At 44.3% G+C, this 19,987-nt stretch carries 21 protein-coding genes; 18 read left to right on the top strand and 3 right to left on the bottom strand.

Going from position 1 to position 19,987, the window contains the following annotated elements:
- Positions 1-203 precede the first annotated feature (203 nt).
- The gene (locus AAHT65_RS20860) at positions 204-335 is read left to right on the top strand and encodes a hypothetical protein (RefSeq protein WP_223254913.1); all 132 of its coding nucleotides are present in this window, start codon (positions 204-206) and stop codon (positions 333-335) included.
- A 107-nt stretch (positions 336-442) separates the two neighbouring features.
- A complete protein-coding gene (locus tag AAHT65_RS20855) occupies positions 443-625 on the top strand; it encodes a hypothetical protein (protein WP_003325275.1) in 183 nt (60 codons plus the stop codon).
- A 38-nt stretch (positions 626-663) separates the two neighbouring features.
- On the opposite strand, the gene AAHT65_RS20850 is transcribed toward AAHT65_RS20855, so the two are convergent.
- The gene (locus AAHT65_RS20850) at positions 664-1,314 is read right to left on the bottom strand and encodes a serine/threonine protein kinase (protein ID WP_010789348.1); all 651 of its coding nucleotides are present in this window, start codon (positions 1,312-1,314) and stop codon (positions 664-666) included.
- 320 nt (positions 1,315-1,634) lie between these two features.
- Here AAHT65_RS20850 and AAHT65_RS20845 point away from each other — a divergent pair, with 320 nt between their 5' ends.
- From AAHT65_RS20845 to yajC, 8 genes are all read left to right on the top strand, one after another.
- Positions 1,635-2,942, top strand: a complete 1,308-nt coding sequence (locus tag AAHT65_RS20845; protein ID WP_315915503.1) for an RbtT/DalT/CsbX family MFS transporter — start codon at positions 1,635-1,637, stop codon at positions 2,940-2,942.
- 89 nt (positions 2,943-3,031) lie between these two features.
- Positions 3,032-3,514 (top strand): BofC C-terminal domain-containing protein, encoded by a 483-nt coding sequence (locus AAHT65_RS20840; RefSeq protein ID WP_370499846.1) that lies wholly within the window; start codon positions 3,032-3,034, stop codon positions 3,512-3,514.
- Between the two features lie 146 nt (positions 3,515-3,660).
- Positions 3,661-4,266, top strand: coding sequence for a Holliday junction branch migration protein RuvA (gene ruvA, locus AAHT65_RS20835; protein ID WP_010789345.1), 606 nt, complete (start codon positions 3,661-3,663; stop codon positions 4,264-4,266).
- A gap of 10 nt (positions 4,267-4,276) precedes the next feature.
- Positions 4,277-5,281 (top strand): Holliday junction branch migration DNA helicase RuvB, encoded by a 1,005-nt coding sequence (gene ruvB, locus AAHT65_RS20830; RefSeq protein WP_003325280.1) that lies wholly within the window; start codon positions 4,277-4,279, stop codon positions 5,279-5,281.
- Entirely contained in the window at positions 5,274-5,474 is a 201-nt protein-coding gene (locus AAHT65_RS20825) for a DUF2905 domain-containing protein (protein WP_343310762.1), read from the top strand. The genes ruvB and AAHT65_RS20825 overlap by 8 nt, the downstream gene beginning before the upstream one ends.
- Before the next feature lie 32 nt (positions 5,475-5,506).
- Positions 5,507-6,535 (top strand): tRNA preQ1(34) S-adenosylmethionine ribosyltransferase-isomerase QueA, encoded by a 1,029-nt coding sequence (gene queA / locus AAHT65_RS20820; RefSeq protein WP_010789342.1) that lies wholly within the window; start codon positions 5,507-5,509, stop codon positions 6,533-6,535.
- Positions 6,536-6,562: 27 nt separating this feature from the next.
- The gene (gene tgt / locus AAHT65_RS20815; RefSeq protein WP_003325286.1) at positions 6,563-7,708 is read left to right on the top strand and encodes a tRNA guanosine(34) transglycosylase Tgt; all 1,146 of its coding nucleotides are present in this window, start codon (positions 6,563-6,565) and stop codon (positions 7,706-7,708) included.
- A gap of 44 nt (positions 7,709-7,752) precedes the next feature.
- Positions 7,753-8,016, top strand: a complete 264-nt coding sequence (gene yajC, locus AAHT65_RS20810) for a preprotein translocase subunit YajC (RefSeq protein ID WP_003325287.1) — start codon at positions 7,753-7,755, stop codon at positions 8,014-8,016.
- 53 nt (positions 8,017-8,069) lie between these two features.
- Here yajC and AAHT65_RS20805 read toward each other — a convergent pair whose 3' ends face one another.
- Positions 8,070-8,456 (bottom strand): TIGR04086 family membrane protein, encoded by a 387-nt coding sequence (locus AAHT65_RS20805; protein WP_003325288.1) that lies wholly within the window; start codon positions 8,454-8,456, stop codon positions 8,070-8,072.
- 205 nt (positions 8,457-8,661) lie between these two features.
- Here AAHT65_RS20805 and AAHT65_RS20800 point away from each other — a divergent pair, with 205 nt between their 5' ends.
- On the top strand, positions 8,662-9,321 hold the full coding sequence (locus AAHT65_RS20800; RefSeq protein ID WP_003325289.1) for a DUF421 domain-containing protein: 660 nt from the start codon (positions 8,662-8,664) through the stop codon (positions 9,319-9,321).
- 3 nt (positions 9,322-9,324) lie between these two features.
- Here the strand turns inward: AAHT65_RS20800 and spoVB are convergent, their stop codons facing one another.
- Complete coding sequence (gene spoVB, locus AAHT65_RS20795) at positions 9,325-10,881, bottom strand: stage V sporulation protein B (protein ID WP_010789340.1); 1,557 nt, start codon at positions 10,879-10,881, stop codon at positions 9,325-9,327.
- Positions 10,882-10,994: 113 nt separating this feature from the next.
- On the opposite strand from spoVB, the gene AAHT65_RS20790 reads away from it, so the two are divergent.
- The 7 genes from AAHT65_RS20790 to relA all read left to right on the top strand — a co-directional run bounded on the left by AAHT65_RS20790 (position 10,995) and on the right by relA (position 19,981).
- A complete protein-coding gene (locus tag AAHT65_RS20790) occupies positions 10,995-11,291 on the top strand; it encodes a post-transcriptional regulator (protein ID WP_003325291.1) in 297 nt (98 codons plus the stop codon).
- A gap of 38 nt (positions 11,292-11,329) precedes the next feature.
- Positions 11,330-13,552 (top strand): protein translocase subunit SecDF, encoded by a 2,223-nt coding sequence (gene secDF / locus AAHT65_RS20785; protein WP_343310761.1) that lies wholly within the window; start codon positions 11,330-11,332, stop codon positions 13,550-13,552.
- Positions 13,553-13,749: 197 nt separating this feature from the next.
- Complete coding sequence (locus tag AAHT65_RS20780) at positions 13,750-14,247, top strand: cation:proton antiporter regulatory subunit (RefSeq protein ID WP_003325293.1); 498 nt, start codon at positions 13,750-13,752, stop codon at positions 14,245-14,247.
- Between the two features lie 76 nt (positions 14,248-14,323).
- Positions 14,324-14,662 carry a lipopolysaccharide assembly LapA domain-containing protein gene (locus AAHT65_RS20775; RefSeq protein WP_343310760.1) on the top strand — a complete coding sequence of 113 codons (339 nt, stop codon included), beginning with the start codon at positions 14,324-14,326 and terminating at the stop codon, positions 14,660-14,662.
- Positions 14,663-14,729: 67 nt separating this feature from the next.
- The gene (gene recJ / locus AAHT65_RS20770; RefSeq protein WP_343310759.1) at positions 14,730-17,090 is read left to right on the top strand and encodes a single-stranded-DNA-specific exonuclease RecJ; all 2,361 of its coding nucleotides are present in this window, start codon (positions 14,730-14,732) and stop codon (positions 17,088-17,090) included.
- A gap of 5 nt (positions 17,091-17,095) precedes the next feature.
- Positions 17,096-17,608, top strand: a complete 513-nt coding sequence (locus AAHT65_RS20765; protein WP_003325297.1) for an adenine phosphoribosyltransferase — start codon at positions 17,096-17,098, stop codon at positions 17,606-17,608.
- A gap of 168 nt (positions 17,609-17,776) precedes the next feature.
- Entirely contained in the window at positions 17,777-19,981 is a 2,205-nt protein-coding gene (relA, locus tag AAHT65_RS20760) for a GTP diphosphokinase (protein WP_003325298.1), read from the top strand.
- Positions 19,982-19,987: the final 6 nt, after the last annotated feature.

Genomic DNA, 19,987 nt, shown 5'->3' with positions numbered 1-19,987 from the left:
GTGAAAAAAACTTCCAATTGAACAAGCCAAGTGAACATAAGAAGAGGGACCGAGAAGGATTTTGCTCGTGTGTTCATCGTGTTCGCTCCAAGTTTTAACATTATTTTACCTTACTTTCACAAACACTTTACATTTCTTTAAAACGGCCTCTACATTGCCTTGTTATGATGAAAATATCAACCAAAGGGATGGGGGGAGAAAACGTGCCGATTAAAACAGAATGGCGATCCGATAAAAACAACGAACCATCTGACGTGGAATACCTGACTGTCAGGGGATACTGCATCAAACTGACTCCCGAACAAATGAAACTTATTTCCGCTAATCGCAAATAACAAGTAAAAATCAGCCACCGCGCTGATTTTTTGTTTTTAATGCTTTTTTTCTGTTAAAGATGCCGTAAATAAGGGTATTAGTGTAACAGAATAAAAGGAGGAGAATGATGAAAACCTATCGACTCACATTTCATATGAACAATGGAGAAGAGCTGACATTCGAAATTACCCGTCCTGCCACGTATGATTTCTTTAAAAAAATTGATGAAGCAAACAGCTGGTTTAAAATGAACGATGACATTATCAATTTGCGGAATGTGAACAGTATTAAAACAGAAGAGTTTGCGTGAAAAGCAAAAAAGGCAGCCGTATAACCGGCTGCCTTTTTTTATGAGGAATATTTCTTTTTGCGTTCTGAAAAGGATTTTTGAAACCAGTTTTTCTTATATAAAAAGGCGATGGCTTCCAGCCAGAAGGCCGGGATTTTCTTAGGGAAGACCGGTTTTTTATACAGGGTATTGTAGGCGCCTTTTAAATCATCCCACTGGGTGCACGTTTTTGACTGATTAAATCTGGCGACGTCAATAACTCTTACGGCCCCGCTCTTTGTCAAAATCAGATTACGCAAATGAATATCGGACGGATTCAGACCCGCAGCCCTTGCTTCGCTGAGAGCGTCTTCCACTTGCTGTATCATGCCATCATTTATTGAAATCCCTTTTGTCAGGCAATTATAGAAAGTATAGCCTTTAATATATTCCATTAATATAAATGTATCGCCGGTTTCATAAATGTCAGGATAGTAAGGTGATCCGGACAGTTTTTCATATATCTTCGCTTCTTTTAGTGCAGTCGCTTGAAATTCAGGAAAAAACACTTTGAGAGCCTTTTGTTTATTACCATCTGTGAAAGCAAACACATAAGCGCTTCTTCCTTTTCCGATTAAGGTTAATTCATCGGGTTTTTCTTTGAGTTTATCCATTCTGCTGTTTGAGTGGTATATAACTGAATGAGCCAGTGCCGCTGCTTTTGTAAGCATTTCATTCACCTTCTTTGCTCTATTTTATGCAGTTGTCTATAGGAAAATCCTTAACTGTTAAGGAAAAGAGCTATTTATAGTGTATCTGGTCTTGGAGGCGATGGCTACATATATGCATTGATTGTCATCAAAGCGAAATAGTGAAGCGAATATTTGCCAGCATTGATTCTTGAAAAGCGCTTATGTAAAGCACCTATGACCCTGAAATTAAGCGCTTTCTAAATATGAAATATGACAAACAGTTTGCAGGATTAAAAAGAAAAAGTGAGGGGTATATAAGATGCATTCATACATAAAAGCAAAAGCAGGCGGTGGAGAGAATGAAGAACTCAGTACAAACTAAAGGAGCTTTTTTAAACAAAATAGGAATCCCATCTCACTTGGTTTGGGGGTACATGGGTATCGTGATCTTTATGATAGGGGACGGACTTGAGCAAGGCTGGCTGTCTCCTTTTCTAGTAGAACACGGACTCAGCATGCAGCAATCTGCATCGTTATACACCTTTTATGGTATCGCCGTGACGATTTCTGCCTGGTTTTCCGGCATCTTTGTACAGGCATGGGGGCCAAAAAAGGCGATGACCGCAGGCCTTATTGCATTTATTCTTGGTTCGGCCGTATTTATCGGATGGGCCATTCCTCACATGTATTATCCTGCTCTATTGGGAAGCTACGCGCTCAGAGGATTAGGCTACCCGCTGTTTGCTTATTCTTTTCTCGTATGGGTATCGTACAGCACCTCCCAACAGATTCTTGGTAAAGCAGTCGGCTGGTTTTGGTTTGTGTTTACATGCGGCCTCAACGTGCTCGGCCCTTTTTATTCAAGCTTCGCAGTCCCGCTCATCGGAGAAATCAATACGCTTTGGAGCGCACTTGTTTTCGTTGCTGCAGGCGGCATTCTCGCATTGTTTTTTAATAAAGATAAGTTTACGGCAACGGCAAAACAAAGCGATCATAAATGGAAAGAGCTTTCAAAAGCGTTCACGATTATGTATGAAAATCCGAAAGTCGGCATCGGAGGAATCGTGAAAACAATTAATGCCCTTGGCCAATTTGGATTTGCCATATTTCTGCCGACTTATTTGGCAGGCTATGGCTATTCTGTTTCAGAGTGGCTGCAAATTTGGGGGACGCTGTTTTTTGTCAATATCGTGTTTAATTTAATTTTCGGCATTGTCGGTGATAAATTGGGCTGGCGCAATACCGTCATGTGGTTCGGCGGGGTAGGGAGCGGAATCTTCACGCTGGCTATCTACTATACGCCGCAAATCATCGGACACAACTACTGGGTATTAATGATCATTGCCTGCTGCTACGGGGCGTGTCTTGCCGGTTATATTCCGTTAAGTGCTCTTATGCCGACTCTTGCCCCTGATAATAAAGGGGCGGCGATGTCTGTGTTAAATCTAGGTTCAGGTTTATGTGCTTTTATCGCACCCGGCATCGTCAGTCTTTTTATCGGCCCGTTAGGTGCGGGCGGCGTGATTTGGATTTTTGCAGTCTTATATTTTTTCAGCGCATTTCTTACACAATTTCTGAAGCTGCCTGAGTCCGGTGCTGTCCATACGGAGAAAAGGGCGGTCAGCAGGGTGGTGAAAACAAATTTCAAGAAAATGGTTAAGCCGTAATACCTTTGGTCAAACTAGGCGTAAAGCTGATTTGATCTAGTGTATATAAAGAGGTGTTAATGGTGAAACAAATTTTCAGCGTGCGTCTTATGATGGCGGTTTTCTGTGCAGCCGCGGCTTTGCTGTTGTGTACATCTTCCGTATTTGCTGCTGAAGTTGAGCACTATGAACCGCTGCAGCTTCATGTGCAGCTTGAAAAAGTGTATATGGACGGAGATGTAAGCATTGAGCATAAGCACGAGACGGTTCTTGCCATGGAAGATTTCTGGGCGGCATATGCCGGGTGGACACTCGTTGAACAAAAAAAAGGATTTGTCCTTTTTCGGAAACAAGTGGATGATATTTCTCCCCTCAGCAAGGTAAACGGTTATATCGGGATAACGGACGACGGGGTAATTTCCACCTTTCACGGACGCCCTGATTCCGTAGCTGAACCGATTCAATCTTTTTTTCAAATTGATTTAGAGAGATTGGAGAGCCGGATCCAAAAAAACTTGCAAAACGGCATTCCGTTTCGCACAAAAGCCGAATTTGAGCACGTCATCGAGAATATAAAGACATACAGCGGATGACCCGTGCTGCTTGACGTTTTAAGACATGCCCCCATGTCTTTTTTTTCGTGAAAAGATCGATTCGAAAGCGAACATACGTTAACATTTCTATAAGACTTTGCCTGTTTTTATGGTACAATGAAGAACAGTCAAAGAGGTGAATATGGGTGATTGAATTTGTCAAAGGGACGATTGATTATGTATCTCCCCAATATATTGTGATAGAAAACGGCGGAATCGGCTATCAGATTTTTACGCCGAATCCGTTCATATACAAGGAGAGAAATCAAGAAACAATCTTTACGTACCATCATATCAGAGAGGACGCTTTTTCTTTATACGGCTTTTCCACGCGGGAAGAAAAAGCGCTTTTTACGAAGCTTTTAAATGTGACGGGCATCGGGCCTAAAGGCGCCCTTGCCATTCTTGCGTCCGGTGACCCGGGGGCTGTCATTGAAGCCATTGAACAGGAAGATGAAGCTTTTTTGGTGAAATTCCCAGGCGTCGGCAAGAAGACGGCGCGCCAGATTATTCTCGATCTAAAAGGGAAGCTCGCCGATGTTGTGCCTGAAATGATTGAAAATCTGTTTAACCATGAGGACAGAATCGAAAAGCATACGGCTGAGACTGCTCTTGATGAGGCGCTTGAAGCATTGCGTGTCCTCGGCTATGCGGAGAAAGAAATTAAAAAGGTGCTTCCTCATCTAAAAGAGGACACGACGCTTACCACTGATCAATATGTGAAAAAAGCATTACAAAAACTATTAAAGTAAGGTGATGTTCATGGATGAACGGCTTGTCTCAAGTGAAGCAGACAACCATGAATCAGCGATAGAGCAAAGCCTGCGGCCGCAAAGTCTGGTTCAATATATCGGCCAAAAAAAGGTGAAAGAAAATCTGCGCGTATTCATTGACGCGGCAAAAATGAGAGAAGAGACGCTTGATCATGTCCTTCTTTACGGGCCTCCGGGACTTGGGAAAACGACGCTTGCTTCCATCGTTGCCAATGAAATGGGTGTGGAAATGCGGACCACCTCAGGGCCGGCGATTGAAAGGCCGGGAGATCTGGCAGCCATTTTAACGGCTCTGGAACCCGGAGATGTATTATTTATTGATGAGATTCACAGACTCCACAGGTCGATTGAAGAAGTGCTGTATCCCGCTATGGAGGATTTTTGTCTTGATATTGTGATCGGAAAAGGCCCTTCCGCCCGTTCCGTCCGCCTTGATCTTCCGCCCTTTACGCTCGTCGGCGCAACGACAAGGGTAGGTCTGTTGACGGCGCCTTTAAGGGATCGGTTCGGCGTCTTGTCCCGTCTTGAATATTATACACAGGAAGAGCTGTCCGATATTGTCGTGAGAACGGCTGATTTGTTCGAAGTGGAAATCGACAAACCGTCAGCGCTCGAAATTGCGAGACGTTCAAGGGGAACGCCGCGGGTTGCCAACCGGCTTCTCAGGAGAGTTCGCGATTTTGCCCAAGTGCTAGGCGACAGCCGCATTACGGACGATATTGCCCAGGATGCGCTGGAGCGGCTTCAGGTTGACCGGCTTGGACTGGATCACATTGATCACAAGCTGCTGATGGGTATGATCGAAAAATTCAGCGGCGGTCCGGTCGGCCTTGATACCATTTCCGCGACAATTGGCGAAGAACCTCATACAATTGAAGATGTGTATGAGCCGTATCTTCTGCAGATCGGGTTTCTTCAGAGAACGCCGCGCGGACGTATCGTGACACCGGCTGTATATCATCATTTTAATATGGAGGCTCCCCGGCATGATTGAATTTCCTAAGATATTAATGATTCTTGGCGCTGTTTTGCTCATTGCCGGTGCGGTGCTCCACTTTGTCGGAAAGGTGCCGGGGGATATTTTTGTTAAAAAAGGGAATGTTACTTTTTTCTTTCCGGTTGTGAGTTGTATTATCATTAGTGTGGTATTATCAATTTTAATCAACCTTTTCGGCAGAATGAAATAATTAAAGACTACTGACAGAATAAAGGTGAAATTATGAAAGTCGAGTTATTTGATTTTGAACTTCCAGAGCGTTTAATTGCCCAAGTGCCTCTTGAACAGCGTGATGCTTCAAGGCTTATGGTGCTTGATAAACATACAGGCGGGCTGTCAGACAGCTCGTTTAAGGAAATTGTAAGCTTTTTCAAGGAAGGGGATTGTCTTGTCCTGAACAATACCCGCGTTTTGCCTGCCCGTTTATTCGGAGTAAAAGAGGATACGGGCGCCAAAGTTGAACTGCTTTTATTAAAGCAGGAAACAGGTGACAGATGGGAAACCCTTGTCAAGCCGGCGAAACGCGTGAAAAAAGGAACCGTTCTGACTTTCGGCGACGGCTTGTTACAGGCAGTGTGCACAGAAGAGCTGGAACACGGCGGGAGAAAAGTTGAATTCCGATATGACGGGATCTTTTATGAAGTGCTGGAATCCTTAGGAGAAATGCCGCTTCCTCCGTATATTAAAGAGCAGCTCGATGACAGAGAGCGGTACCAAACGGTGTTTTCTAAAGAAATTGGGTCTGCTGCTGCACCGACAGCGGGACTCCATTTTACGGAAGAGATATTAGGTGAATTAAAGGAAAAAGGCGTTCGGATCGAGTTTATTACTCTGCATGTCGGACTTGGAACGTTTCGTCCTGTCAGTGCCGATGAAGTAGAGGAGCACAATATGCACGCGGAGTTTTATGAAATGTCTGCAGAAACAGCGGCTGCTTTAAATCATGTAAGGGAAACGGGCGGACGGATTGTGTCGGTCGGTACGACATCAACGCGCACGCTTGAAACCATTGCCGGGGAGAATAACGGTACCTTTAAAGCTTCGAGCGGATGGACGTCTATTTTTATTTACCCCGGATATGAATTTAAAGCGATTGACGGAATGATTACGAATTTTCATCTGCCGAAATCATCGCTTATTATGCTTGTCAGCGCACTTGCTGGGAGAGAACATGTACTCCGCGCGTACAACCATGCGGTGGAAAAGGAATATCGCTTTTTCAGCTTCGGCGATGCGATGCTGATTATCTAATTTGAAAGACAGGAGGCCTCATATAAAGTGGCTGAACAACCAATACGCTATGAATTTATAAAAGAATGCAAACAAACGGGAGCACGCTTGGGAAGAGTGCATACTCCGCACGGCTCCTTTGACACACCTGTTTTTATGCCGGTCGGCACACTGGCGACAGTCAAAACGATGTCGCCTGACGAGCTGAAGGCAATGGACGCGGGAATTATTTTGAGCAATACCTACCATCTTTGGCTGAGACCCGGCCATGACATCGTCAAAGAAGCGGGCGGCCTTCACAAATTTATGAACTGGGACCGTGCGATTTTAACGGATTCAGGCGGTTTTCAGGTCTTTTCGTTAAGTAAGTTTCGTAATATAGAAGAGGAAGGCGTTCATTTCCGTAATCACTTAAACGGAGATAAGCTGTTCCTTTCACCCGAAAAAGCAATGGAAATCCAAAATGCGCTCGGATCCGATATTATGATGGCGTTTGATGAATGCCCGCCATATCCAGCTGAATATGATTATATGAAACGGTCTGTTGAACGGACGAGCCGTTGGGCGGAGCGCTGCCTTGAAGCCCACAGCCGTTCAGACGAACAGGGTCTGTTTGGCATCGTACAAGGCGGAGAATATGAAGAATTACGGACACAAAGCGCGAAGGACTTGATTTCTCTTGATTTTCCGGGCTATGCTATAGGCGGACTGTCTGTCGGCGAACCGAAAGATGTCATGAACCGGGTGCTTGAGTTCACAACGCCTCTTTTACCGAAAGATAAGCCGAGATACCTGATGGGTGTCGGATCTCCTGATGCTTTGATTGACGGAGCGTTGCGCGGTGTTGACATGTTCGACTGTGTGCTGCCGACCCGTATTGCGAGAAACGGAACCGTGTTTACGGCTGAAGGACGTCTCAATATGAAAAATGCAAAATTCGAAAGAGATTTCCGCCCGATTGATGAAGAGTGCGATTGCCATACTTGTAAAAATTACTCACGCGCTTACATCAGACATTTAATTCGCTGTAATGAAACATTCGGAATCCGATTAACAACTTATCATAATCTTCATTTTCTGTTAAACTTAATGGAGCAAGTAAGACAGGCCATTCGCGAGGATCGCCTGGGTGATTTCAGAGAAGAGTTCTTTGAGCGTTACGGCTATAACAAGCCAAATGCGAAAAGCTTCTAAATAAAAAGCCTCATGGCTATTTTGTTTCGAAAGGGGTGAAACAGATGACAGGTACATTAGGCACTTTGGTTCCTATTATTTTAATGTTCGCGGTTCTTTATTTCCTATTAATTCGTCCGCAGCAAAAGCAGCAAAAAGCTGTGAAAAGAATGCAGGAAGAACTGAAAAAAGGCGACGCGGTTGTGACAATCGGCGGATTGCACGGCACCGTTGATTCGATCGACGAAAGCAAAGTCGTGATTAAGACTGGTGAAAATACCCGCCTTACATTCGACCGGCGCGCGATCAGAGAAGCTTCCGCTGAATAACAGCGAAGCTTATACATAACGAAAAAAAGAGCGGAAATCCGCTCTTTTTTTCGTTATGACGATCTGCTGCCCCGCAAATTCACTCCAAAAATGCCGCCGAGCATACAAACTCCTAAAAAGCCGAGATGAAAGAGGAGCTGTTCGCCGGTAAATGTTTTCCCAAACCCCAAATACTGAAATAACAAAATGATCAATGAAAAACATATAGAGGTCAATGCGCCGATCATCCAGCCTTTTTCCTTTGCTTTTCCTCCTGAAATAAACCCGCCGATAAATAAAGAAAGGAACGAAAGGGCGGTGACGAGCCAGTTGAACGATGACTCTTGCAGCGAAGTAGCTGTAAGTAAAAGTGAAATGGCCAAACTTGTGGCAAGCATTGCCGCAAAAATAACGATCAGGCCGTAAAGAATGCCTTTTCCTACTTGTTTTGTTTCCTCCATGAGTGAGTGTCTCCTCTCTGCCTTCCAGCCCAAAGGCTGTCTGGTTCTTTCTTCAACTCACCGCCATACAAGCAGACGGCTCGTCTTTTTAAAAATGTATTCTCTCATGAGGAGAATTAGACTTGAAAAAGCATAATTATCACATTGCTTTTTCTTACATAAATCAGTGAATTTGATGCAGGCTATGATGAGATGGAGGTGCGCTATGGAAGAAATTTTCATTATTGCGTTTCGGACAATCCTGCTGTATTTTGTGATTCTTATTATTTTCCGTTTAATGGGAAAGCGGGAAATCGGTGAACTCAGTATTTTGGATCTGGTCGTTTTTATCATGATTGCGGAAATTGCGGTTTTGGCGATTGAAGATGTAGAAGATCACCTCTCTCATACGATTGTGCCGATGATCGTTTTAATGATCATACAAGTATCGTTAGCGTATTTGTCTTTAAAAAGCCAGAAAGTGCGCCAGATGCTTGACGGCAAGCCGACCATCATCATTGAGCACGGAAAAATTGATGAACGCGCAATGAGATCACAGCGCTATAATTTTGATGACCTAATGGTTCAGCTCAGAGAAAATAACATTGACAGGATTGCCGATGTGTCATTTGCTATTCTTGAGCCGTCAGGCAAACTGACGGTCGTCCAAAAAGAGCCTAATGAAAAACATAAACAGCTTGAAACCCCGCTTATCGTGGATGGCGTCATTCAAAAAGAACATGTAGACAGAATAGGAAAAGACGAACAATGGCTTATAAAGATGCTTTCAAAAAGAGGTTATCATAACATTTCAGATATATCGTTTTGCAGCTTTACGGACGGTGCATTTTATGTTGACCTGAAAGACGAGCAAGTCCGGCCTTAATGTTTATCGGGCAACAAACCGGCCGATGACGGGAATGCGGCGGAGCTCGTCTTTTTTTATTAAGCGGAACAACAGAAGTAAAATGATATACAGCGCCGCGCTTAATGTGACCCATCCGACGAGATTCACAGCCTCAGACCCGGAGAACCGAATGTAATGTTTCATGATGGAGCTGAGGTAACCGCTGACGAAAATAATGGCGATGCACATTGCGTATTCTTTTATTTTTATGCTGATCGGCAGGACCTTGCTCACAGTAGCCGCATGTAAAAGCGTAACGAGCACCATGCCGGTTACAATAGCCAAGGCCGCTCCCATAATGCCGAGAGACGGTCTGGTTGCAAGGGCAAAGATAAGGCCTGTTTTTACGACCGCTCCTATTAAACTGTTCATCATGGCAGCCCCCGCCAGATTAAGCGCCTGCAGCACAGCCTGTAGAGGGCCTTGAAAATAATAGAGCAGAAAAAAAGGCGCCATAACTTTTATAAATACAGCTGCTCCAGATGAGCCATACATCACGCTCATCAGTTCCTCTGCAAACGTAAATAAAATAACAACAGATATTCCTCCGCTAAGAAGACATAGCCTCATGGCTTGTTCCAGCCGGTATTCCACCACCTGCAGCTTTTTTTGCTCCATCCCTTCGCTAATCGCAGGAACCAGCGCTGTCGATAAAGAATACGTAATAAAGCTGGGAAGTGTTAAAACCGTCATTGCAAGTCCTGTCAGCTCTCCGTACTGGCTTGTTGCCGCGGCTGTTGCGACCCCGGCGATAGCGAGGCTCTGAGCGACAACGATCGGTTCGAAAAACCAAGACAGGTTGCCGATAAACCGGCTTCCTGTCGTAGGAAGCGACACACTCATTAATTGAGAAAACGTATCTTTACCGGTTTTAATCGAGTGGAAAAACTGCTTTCTGATTCTGATTTTCTTTTTAAATTTAAAAGCAATGAATAAATAAACCAGTGATGCAAGCTCGCCGATAACAGAGGATATCATCGCTCCGGCTGCCGCGTATTCAATCCCGTATGGAAGGAAGATCGTCGTGCAGACGGCGACAAGGGAAATGCGCACAATTTGTTCAAGGACCTGCGAAACAGCGAGCGGGTTCATATTTTGTTTTCCTTGAAAATATCCTCTCAGCACGCTGGAAATCGCTATAATCGGCACAACCGGTGTAATCGCCAGCAGAGGATAAACCGTTCTGCCGTCTGTCAGCATCGTTTCCGCCATTACCGGAGCAAATAATAAGAACAGCGGGGTAAAGATAAGACTGAGCACCCCGGTAATCGTAAGCGACATGACTAAAATATTCTTTGTTTTTTGATGGTCTCCCCGCGCGCTGGCTTCAGCGACAAGCTTGCTGATGGCGACGGGAAGCCCGAATTGCGTCAGCGTTGTGGCCAAGAAAAAAGTGGGAGCCGCCATCATATAAAGCCCGACTCCTTCTTCACCGATAAACCGGGCGATAACCACCCGGTTGACAAAGCCGAGCATCCTTGTAATCATCCCCGCAGCGATGAGAATAAGTGTGCCTTTTAAAAACGTCTGTTTCGTCATTTTGACCCCCTGCCTTCTCAAACAACCTGTAATCATATACAATAAAGATATGCGTATATATCGTCCAAGCATGACAAGTCTTCTTGAAAAACAAAAAAAGGAGCGTGCAGTTCGTGGATAAACATCCCGCCGGCATATATAAAGACCACTTGAGGCCTTTTCTTTACAGTAAGCTGGAAGAGTTCAAAATCCTCGGGTACGATGATGTTGAGCTTGACAGTTTATGGTCATACTTATTAAATAAAAAGTGGAAAAAGAAAACAGAAAAACAGATTTATGAATTGGCAAGCGATATTTTATCAGTGAAAATTGGCGAATTTATGAACTATGCAACCGTAGAATCATTTAAAACGTCTAATTGGCTGGGCAGTGAAGAAGGTCAAGAAGTTTTGGACGAGCTGCTGAAATAGCACTGTCTGATTTACCTAGGTTAAGGAGGATATACATAATGAAAAAGGGGCGCTTGATTGCGTTTTTCCTATTCGTATTATTGATCGGCACCGGACTTGGATATTTCACAAAGCCGGCAGCTGAGAATATTACGCTGGGATTAGATTTACAAGGCGGATTTGAGGTTCTGTACGATGTGAAACCCGTCAAAAAAGGTGATAAAATCACAAAAGATGTTCTCGTCAGCACGGTTGAAGCGTTAAACCGCAGGGCCAATGTGCTTGGGGTCAGTGAGCCGAACATCCAGATTGAAGGGAATAACCGGATTCGCGTTCAGCTTGCGGGTGTTACCAACCAGAACAGGGCGCGCGAAATCTTATCTACAGAAGCTCAGCTCTCATTCAGAGATACAAATGATAAAGAGCTTCTAGACGGCTCTGATCTTGTCGAAAATGGCGCGAAACAAACTTATGACGGAACTACAAATGAACCGATTGTCAGTGTGAAACTCAAAGACGCTGATAAATTCGGAGAAGTGACAAAAAAAGTCTTGAAAATGGCGCCGAACAACCAGCTGGTCATTTGGATGGATTACGAAAAAGGCGATTCTTTTAAAAAAGAAGTCCAAAAAGAGAATCCTAAATATGTATCTGCTCCGAATGTCAGCCAAGAATTAAACACAAAAGACGTGACAATTGAGGGCAATTTTAAAGTTCAGGAAGCTAAAGATTTAGCCAGTATTTTAAATGCCGGGGCGCTGCCGGTGAAACTGACTGAAAAATATTCTACTTCAGTAGGTGCGCAATTTGGGCAGCAGGCGCTGAATGAAACAGTTTACGCGGGTATTATCGGTATTGCTCTTATTTTCTTGTTTATGCTGCTTTACTACCGTTTGCCTGGGCTGATTGCCGTTATTACTCTGTCAGTTTATGTGTATATCACCCTGCAGGTCTTTGACTGGATGAATGCAGTCCTGACGCTGCCGGGAATCGCCGCGCTTATATTAGGTGTCGGGATGGCGGTGGATGCGAATATCATCACCTATGAACGAATTAAAGAGGAACTGAAACTCGGTAAATCTGTCCGTTCGGCGTTCCGTTCGGGGAACCGACGGTCATTTGCGACGATACTTGACGCAAATATCACCACTATCATCGCTGCCGTTGTGCTCTTTGTTTTCGGGACAAGTTCTGTCAAGGGATTCGCTACAATGCTGATCCTATCGATTCTGACCAGTTTTATTACAGCTGTTTTCTTATCAAGGTTCCTGCTGTCGCTGCTTGTGGAAAGCAGATGGCTTGACCGGAAAAAAGGCTGGTTCGGCGTTAAGAAGAAACATATTATGGACATTCAGAAGACGGACGAATATACAGAGCCGTACACTCCATTTGAAAAATGGGATTTTACGAGCAAACGAAAATTTTTCTTTATTTTCTCAAGTGCCATAACCATTGCCGGGATTATTTTGCTGCTGGTATTTAAGCTGAACCTCGGTATTGACTTTGCAAGCGGCGCGCGGATTGAAGTACAGAGTGATCATAAGCTGACCACCCAGCAGGTTGAGAAAGATTTCACTTCACTTGGCATGAAGCCTGATACTATTGTATTGTCGGGAGAAAAAAGCAATATCGGGGTTGCAAGGTTTGTAGGTGTCCCTGATAAAGAAACAGTTGCCAAGGTGAAAGATTACTTTAAAGATAAGTACGGATCTGAGCCTAATGTCAGCACAGTCTCGCCGACAGTCGGGAAGGAACTGGCGCGAAACGCTTTATATGCAGTGGCCATCGCTTCTCTCGGCATTATTATTTACGTGTCCATCCGGTTCGAATACAAAATGGCGATAGCAGCTATTGTTTCATTGCTGTATGACGCTTTCTTTATTCTCGCATTTTTCAGCGTGACAAGGCTGGAAGTGGACGTTACTTTCATTGCGGCGGTTCTGACGATTATTGGTTATTCGATAAACGACACCATCGTAACCTTTGACAGGATTCGGGAGCATATGAAAAAGCGCAAGCCTAAAACGTTTGCTGATTTAAACCATATTGTAAACCTGAGTTTGCAGCAGACCTTTACCCGTTCGGTCAACACTGTCCTTACGGTAGTGATTGTTGTTGTCGTTCTCTTGCTGTTAGGATCAACATCGATTACAAACTTCTCAATCGCGTTATTGATCGGTTTGTTGACAGGTGTCTATTCTTCTCTGTACATTGCAGCGCAAATTTGGCTCGTGTGGAAAGGGAAAGAATTTAAAAAGGATAAACAACGTATTGAAGAATAATGAACAAAATCTCAGGCTGTCCGTCTTTCGGGCAGCCTGTTTTTTTATCCTTAACGCTTTTCCATTATTTTTCTTTACGTTTCATTGAACTTGAAATATACATTTGCTATAATGACATACGCTTACAATAAAACATATAAATGGTGTCATGATCATTTTGGTATAAACAGGTTGTAACATGATGTAGGAGGGTTTTTATGAAGGTTCGTGAGTCGGAGCTTCCGGGAATAGGGCAAAAAGTTGAGATTCTGACCAGAAATCAGGATAAAATTTGCATTATTATCCATGATGATGGCAGAAGAGAGCTGTATTATTTTGATGAGAATGATCACGAAGAATGTGTAACATCCGTGCAGTTTAATGACGCAGAAGCGAGACAGCTGTCCGCTATTCTGGGAGGAATGGCGTATAAACCGAAGGCTCTTGAATCGGTTGAGGTAGCGCTTGATGATTTGATCATTGAATGGTTCAAAGTAGAGGCAAAAGCCCCTGCTGTTCAACTGACACTCGGCGACTTGGACGTTCGGCAGCATTATCAGGTTACAGTCATTGCCATCGTGAAAAAAAATCAGCAGAAACAGCTGAATCCGGGGTCTGATACGGTGATTGAAGAAGGAGATACACTGGTCATTTCCGGAGAAAGAAAAGGGCTGAAAAAGCTGATTCAAGAGAAATTAACCGCATCTGAGACTTGATTCTCTTTTGAAAACCTGTTTAAAACGGGAAGCAAAAGGGAAACTTACCTCAAAAAGCCAGTTTGGGGGAACCAGCATGAACAAACAATGGACGATTATTTTTGCTCTTATATTTACTTTGATTGTTGCTATTTTTGCAGTGATTAACGTAAGGTCTGTTGAAGTAGATTACCTTTTCGGAAGATCAGAATGGCCTTTAATTCTCGTGATTCTCGGATCAGTATTAATGGGGGCCTTGATTGTATTTTCCGCAGGTATATTTCAGGTTATGAAATTAAAGCGTGAAATCAAGACTTTAAGAAAAGAAAGAAAAGCCATACAACAAGACCCTATGCCTGAAACAGAAGGCGTACAGCAGTATGACAGCGAAGCAGTGAAGGCGGATTCGGCGCTTCCGTTGGAGAAAAAGGATTAGATTCTCGAATAACATTTGAAACCCCTCAGCTTGCTCTAGTATAATAGGGTGGTTGAGGGGTGAATTTATGTTAGCGTCAAAAATGCGTTGGGAAATACAGCGACCAGATCAGGATAAGGTCAAATCACTCACAGAACAATTGGACATAACACCTCTTGTGGCATCTCTGCTTGTAAAAAGAGGATTTGATACAGCGGAAAGCGCAAGGCTGTTTTTAAATACAAAAGAAGCTGATTTTTATGATCCCTTTGAGATGAAGGGCATGAAAGAAGCAGTTGAGCGGATTAAAGAGGCCATTTCACAGCAAGAGCCCATTATGATATACGGAGATTATGATGCGGACGGCGTCACCAGTACGTCCGTCATGCTGAAAACATTACAAAAGCTCTCGGCTCACGTTGACTTTTACATACCTGACCGGTTTAAAGAGGGCTACGGACCGAATGAGCAAGCCTTCCGCTCGATTAAAGAGCAAGGCTTCTCTCTTATTATCACGGTTGATACGGGGATTGCGGCTGTTCATGAAGCAGAGGCAGCGAAGGAACTAGGACTGGATGTCATCATCACTGACCACCATGAGCCCGGCCCTGTGCTGCCTGATGTGTGTGCCATTGTTCATCCGAAGCAGCCGGGTTGCACCTATCCGTTTAAGGAGCTTGCCGGAGTGGGTGTGGCGTTTAAGCTTGCACATGCTCTTTTAGGCGCTTTGCCTGAGGACCTGCTCGATTTGGCGGCAATCGGAACTATAGCCGATCTTGTGCCGCTGCATGATGAAAACAGATTATTAGCAACGTTAGGCATGCAGAAGCTTCGAATGACAAACCGGCCGGGGCTAAAAGCATTGATTAAACTATCAGGCGGTGACATCGGGCAAGCGAATGAAGAAACAATCGGATTTCAGCTTGCACCGAGGCTTAATGCTGTCGGGAGAATTGAACAGGCTGATCCGGCTGTCCATCTGCTGATGACAGAGGATGAGTTCGAAGCAGATGAGCTTGCAACTGAAATCGACCAGCTCAACAAAGAGCGCCAAAAGATTGTCAGCAAAATGACGGATGAAGCGATTGAAATGATTGAGCAGCAAGGGCTCAATAGATCTGCCATCGTAGTGGCAAAGCCCGGCTGGAACCCCGGGGTTGTCGGCATTGTGGCTTCAAAGCTTGTTGACCGTTTTTACCGTCCGGCCGTTGTTCTTGGAATTGATGAAGAAAAGGGCATCGCGAAAGGATCGGCTCGAAGCATTAAAGGCTTTGATTTATTTAAAAGCCTTTCTTCTTGCAGAGACATCCTTCCCCATTTCGGAGGACATCCGATGGCTGCAGGAATGACACTTTCTGCTGATGATGTATCTGACTTGAGGGACAGGCTCAATCAAATCGCGGATGAGACGCTTACAGAAGAGGATTTTATTCCGGTTCAGGAAATTGATCTCGTATGCAGCGTAGAGGATATTACGGTTGAAAGCATTTCTGAAATCAATCTCCTGTCTCCCTTTGGCATGCAGAATCCGAAACCGCATGTGATGGTGGAAAATGCGCTTTTGGAAGACGTCCGGAGAATCGGAGCCAATAAAAACCATATCAAAATGACGGTCAAAGACCAATCGGCAAAGCTTGATTGTGTCGGCTTTCATAAGGGGGAGCTTGAGACAGGTATTGTGCCAGGTTCAAGAATCTCATTAGTCGGCGAAATGTCGATTAACGAATGGAATAACAGAAAAAAACCTCAGTTAATGATAAAGGATGCAGCCGTTTCTGAGTGGCAGCTGTTTGACTTGCGTGGAAAACGTACGTGGGAAGAGACATTAGTTGCGCTTCCGTCTGAAAAACGGGTCATTGTTTGTTTTAAGGAGGAAACGAAACAGCTGCTTCAAAACGAAGAGCTGCGCCATCAGCTGCATGCGGTGAGCTCGGAGCAGGAAGCGAGAGACCTTGAACTGGACGGCGCATATGTGGTATTCCTTGATGCGCCTCCTTCATTAGATCTGCTTTCAAGCTTGGTAGAAGGAAAGAGACCCGAGCGTGTCTATTTTATCTTTATGAATAACGAGGAGCATTTTCTGTCAGCATTTCCGACCCGGGATTATTTTAAATGGTACTACGGTTTCTTGCTGAAAAGAGGAACTTTCGATCTGAAAACACACGGTTCAGAGCTTGCAAAACATAAAGGCTGGACAAAAGACACAATCAATTTCATGACAAAGGTGTTTTTTGATCTCGGTTTTGTTAGAATAGAGAATGGCGTGCTGTCTGTTATTTATGATGTGAAAAAACGCGATTTGACAGACTCGCAAACCTATCAGGCAAAACAGCAGCTGATGGAATTGGATCAGAAGCTGAATTATTCTGCGGCTGAAGAGCTGAAGGAATGGCTGAATAAGCTGATGAATCAAGATTCAGGGGCTTATGAAAGTACGAGGAGGACATAAAACAGATGGATTTAAAGAAATATGTAACAATTGTGCCGGACTACCCGAAAGAGGGCGTGCAATTTAAAGATATTACAACATTAATGGATAAAGGCGACGTATACCGATATGCGACTGACCAGATTGTTGAATACGCTAATGAAAAACAAATTGACTTAGTTGTCGGGCCGGAAGCAAGAGGCTTCATCATCGGCTGCCCGGTGGCATACGCGCTTGGCGTAGGTTTTGCGCCCGTCCGTAAAGAAGGCAAGCTTCCGCGTGAAGTCGTGAAGGTAGATTACGGCCTCGAATACGGCAAAGATGTGTTAACCATCCACAAAGACGCGATTCTTCCTGGCCAGCGTGTGCTCATCACAGATGACCTTTTGGCAACAGGAGGCACAATAGAAGCGACGATCAAGCTTGTTGAAGAGCTTGGAGGCGTAGTAGCGGGTATCGCTTTCTTAATCGAGCTTACGTATCTTAATGGTAGAGAAAAGCTTGATAAATACGATATTTTAACGTTAATGCAATACTAGGCTAAACCGCATAAAGGAAAAAAGCACTCTCTATCCGGGTGCTTTTTTCCTATTATCTGATTATTTGTTTATGTAATCTTTGGAGATTGAACTTCTTCTCTTTACATCTATCGTTTTTTTCTTGATAATAAACTACAATACAGTTTACATTTAAAAAAAGGTGATTCCATGGCGAACGAACAAGTATTAACTGCCGAGCAAGTGATTGACAAAGCGCGCAGTTATCTAACCGATGAGCATATTGCATTTGTAGAAAAAGCATACCTGTACGCTGAAGACGCTCATCGCGAGCAGTACCGGAAGTCAGGTGAGCCATATATCATCCACCCGATTCAAGTGGCGGGCATTCTCGTTGACCTTGAAATGGACCCTTCAACCATTGCGGGAGGATTTCTCCACGATGTGGTGGAAGATACGGATGTAACGCTTGATGACCTGAAGGAAGCTTTTTCTGAAGAAGTGGCAATGCTTGTGGACGGGGTGACAAAGCTCGGTAAAATTAAGTATAAATCTCAAGAAGAACAGCAGGCGGAAAATCATCGCAAAATGTTTGTCGCTATGGCTCAAGATATCCGGGTCATATTGATCAAGCTGGCGGATCGCCTCCACAACATGCGGACGCTGAAACATCTGCCGCAAGAAAAACAGCGCAGAATTTCTAATGAAACGCTGGAGATATTTGCTCCTTTGGCGCACCGCCTCGGGATCTCAAAAATCAAATGGGAGCTGGAAGACACCGCACTCCGTTATTTGAATCCTCAGCAATATTACAGAATCGTCAACCTCATGAAGAAAAAACGCGCGGAACGTGAACAGTATGTCGAAGAGGTTGTCGATGAAGTGAAAAACCGAGTCGAAGAGGTCAACATCAGCGCAGATTTCTCCGGCCGGCCGAAACATATATACAGCATTTACAGAAAAATGGTTCTGCAAAATAAACAGTTCAATGAAATTTATGACCTGCTGGCGGTCCGTATTCTTGTAGGGAGCATAAAGGACTGCTACGCTGTACTCGGCATTATCCATACTTGCTGGAAGCCGATGCCGGGCAGGTTTAAAGATTATATCGCCATGCCGAAGCCGAATATGTATCAGTCCCTTCATACGACAGTGATAGGACCTAAAGGCGATCCTTTAGAAGTGCAGATCAGGACCTTTGAAATGCATGAAATTGCTGAATATGGAGTCGCGGCGCATTGGGCTTACAAAGAAGGAAAAGCGGCGAATGAAGAAGCAACATTTGAGAAGAAGCTTTCCTGGTTCCGCGAAATCTTAGAATTTCAAAATGAATCAACTGATGCGGAAGAATTTATGGAGTCCTTAAAAATCGACTTGTTTTCGGACATGGTGTTCGTCTTTACGCCAAAAGGCGACGTCATTGAGCTGCCGTCCGGCTCAGTCCCGATTGACTTCTCATACAGAATCCACTCGGAAATCGGCAACAAGACGATCGGCGCGAAGGTCAACGGGAAAATGGTGACGCTGGATCATAAGCTTCGGACAGGCGATATTGTCGAAATTTTGACGTCCAAGCATTCATACGGGCCCAGCCAGGATTGGGTCAAGCTTGCCCAGACCTCACAGGCTAAGCATAAGATCCGCCAGTTTTTTAAGAAACAGCGGCGCGAAGAAAATGTCGAAAAAGGCCGTGAATTGGTAGAAAAAGAAATTAAAAATCTGGATTTTGAAGTGAAAGATGTGCTGACAGCCGAAAATATTCAGAAAGTTGCCGATAAATTTAATTTCTCGAATGAAGAGGATATGTATGCGGCAGTCGGCTACAATGGAATCACCGCCTTGCAGGTTGCAAACCGCCTGACGGAAAAAGAGAGAAAGCTTCGTGACCAGGAAGAACAAGAAAAAACCGTTCAGGAAGTCACCGCGGAGCCAAAATCATATCCCCAAGGCAGAAAACGGGAAGCGGGCGTGCGCGTTAAAGGAATCGACAATCTCCTTGTCCGTTTGTCCAAATGCTGTAATCCAGTGCCGGGCGACCATATTGTCGGGTTTATTACGAAAGGCCGAGGGGTTTCCGTCCATCGTGATGACTGTCCGAATGTCAAGACGAATGAAGCGCAAGAGCGACTGATACCTGTTGAATGGGAGCATGAATCACAAGTTCAGAAGCGTAAAGAATATAATGTCGAAATTGAAATATTAGGCTATGATCGCCGCGGATTGCTAAATGAGGTGCTTCAGGCTGTAAATGAAACAAAAACGAACATTTCATCCGTTTCAGGCAAATCGGACCGCAACAAAGTGGCGACGATTCATATGGCGATTTTTATTCAGAATATCAATCACTTGCATAAAGTTGTCGAACGTATTAAGCAAATAAGAGATATATATTCTGTTCGCCGAGTCATGAATTAAAGGAGA

It is taken from the genome of Bacillus atrophaeus (assembly GCF_039519175.1).
Lineage (GTDB): Bacteria > Bacillota > Bacilli > Bacillales > Bacillaceae > Bacillus > Bacillus atrophaeus.
The sequence above is the reverse complement of the archived record's forward strand: the minus strand, read 5'-3'. Positions and strand labels throughout refer to the sequence as shown.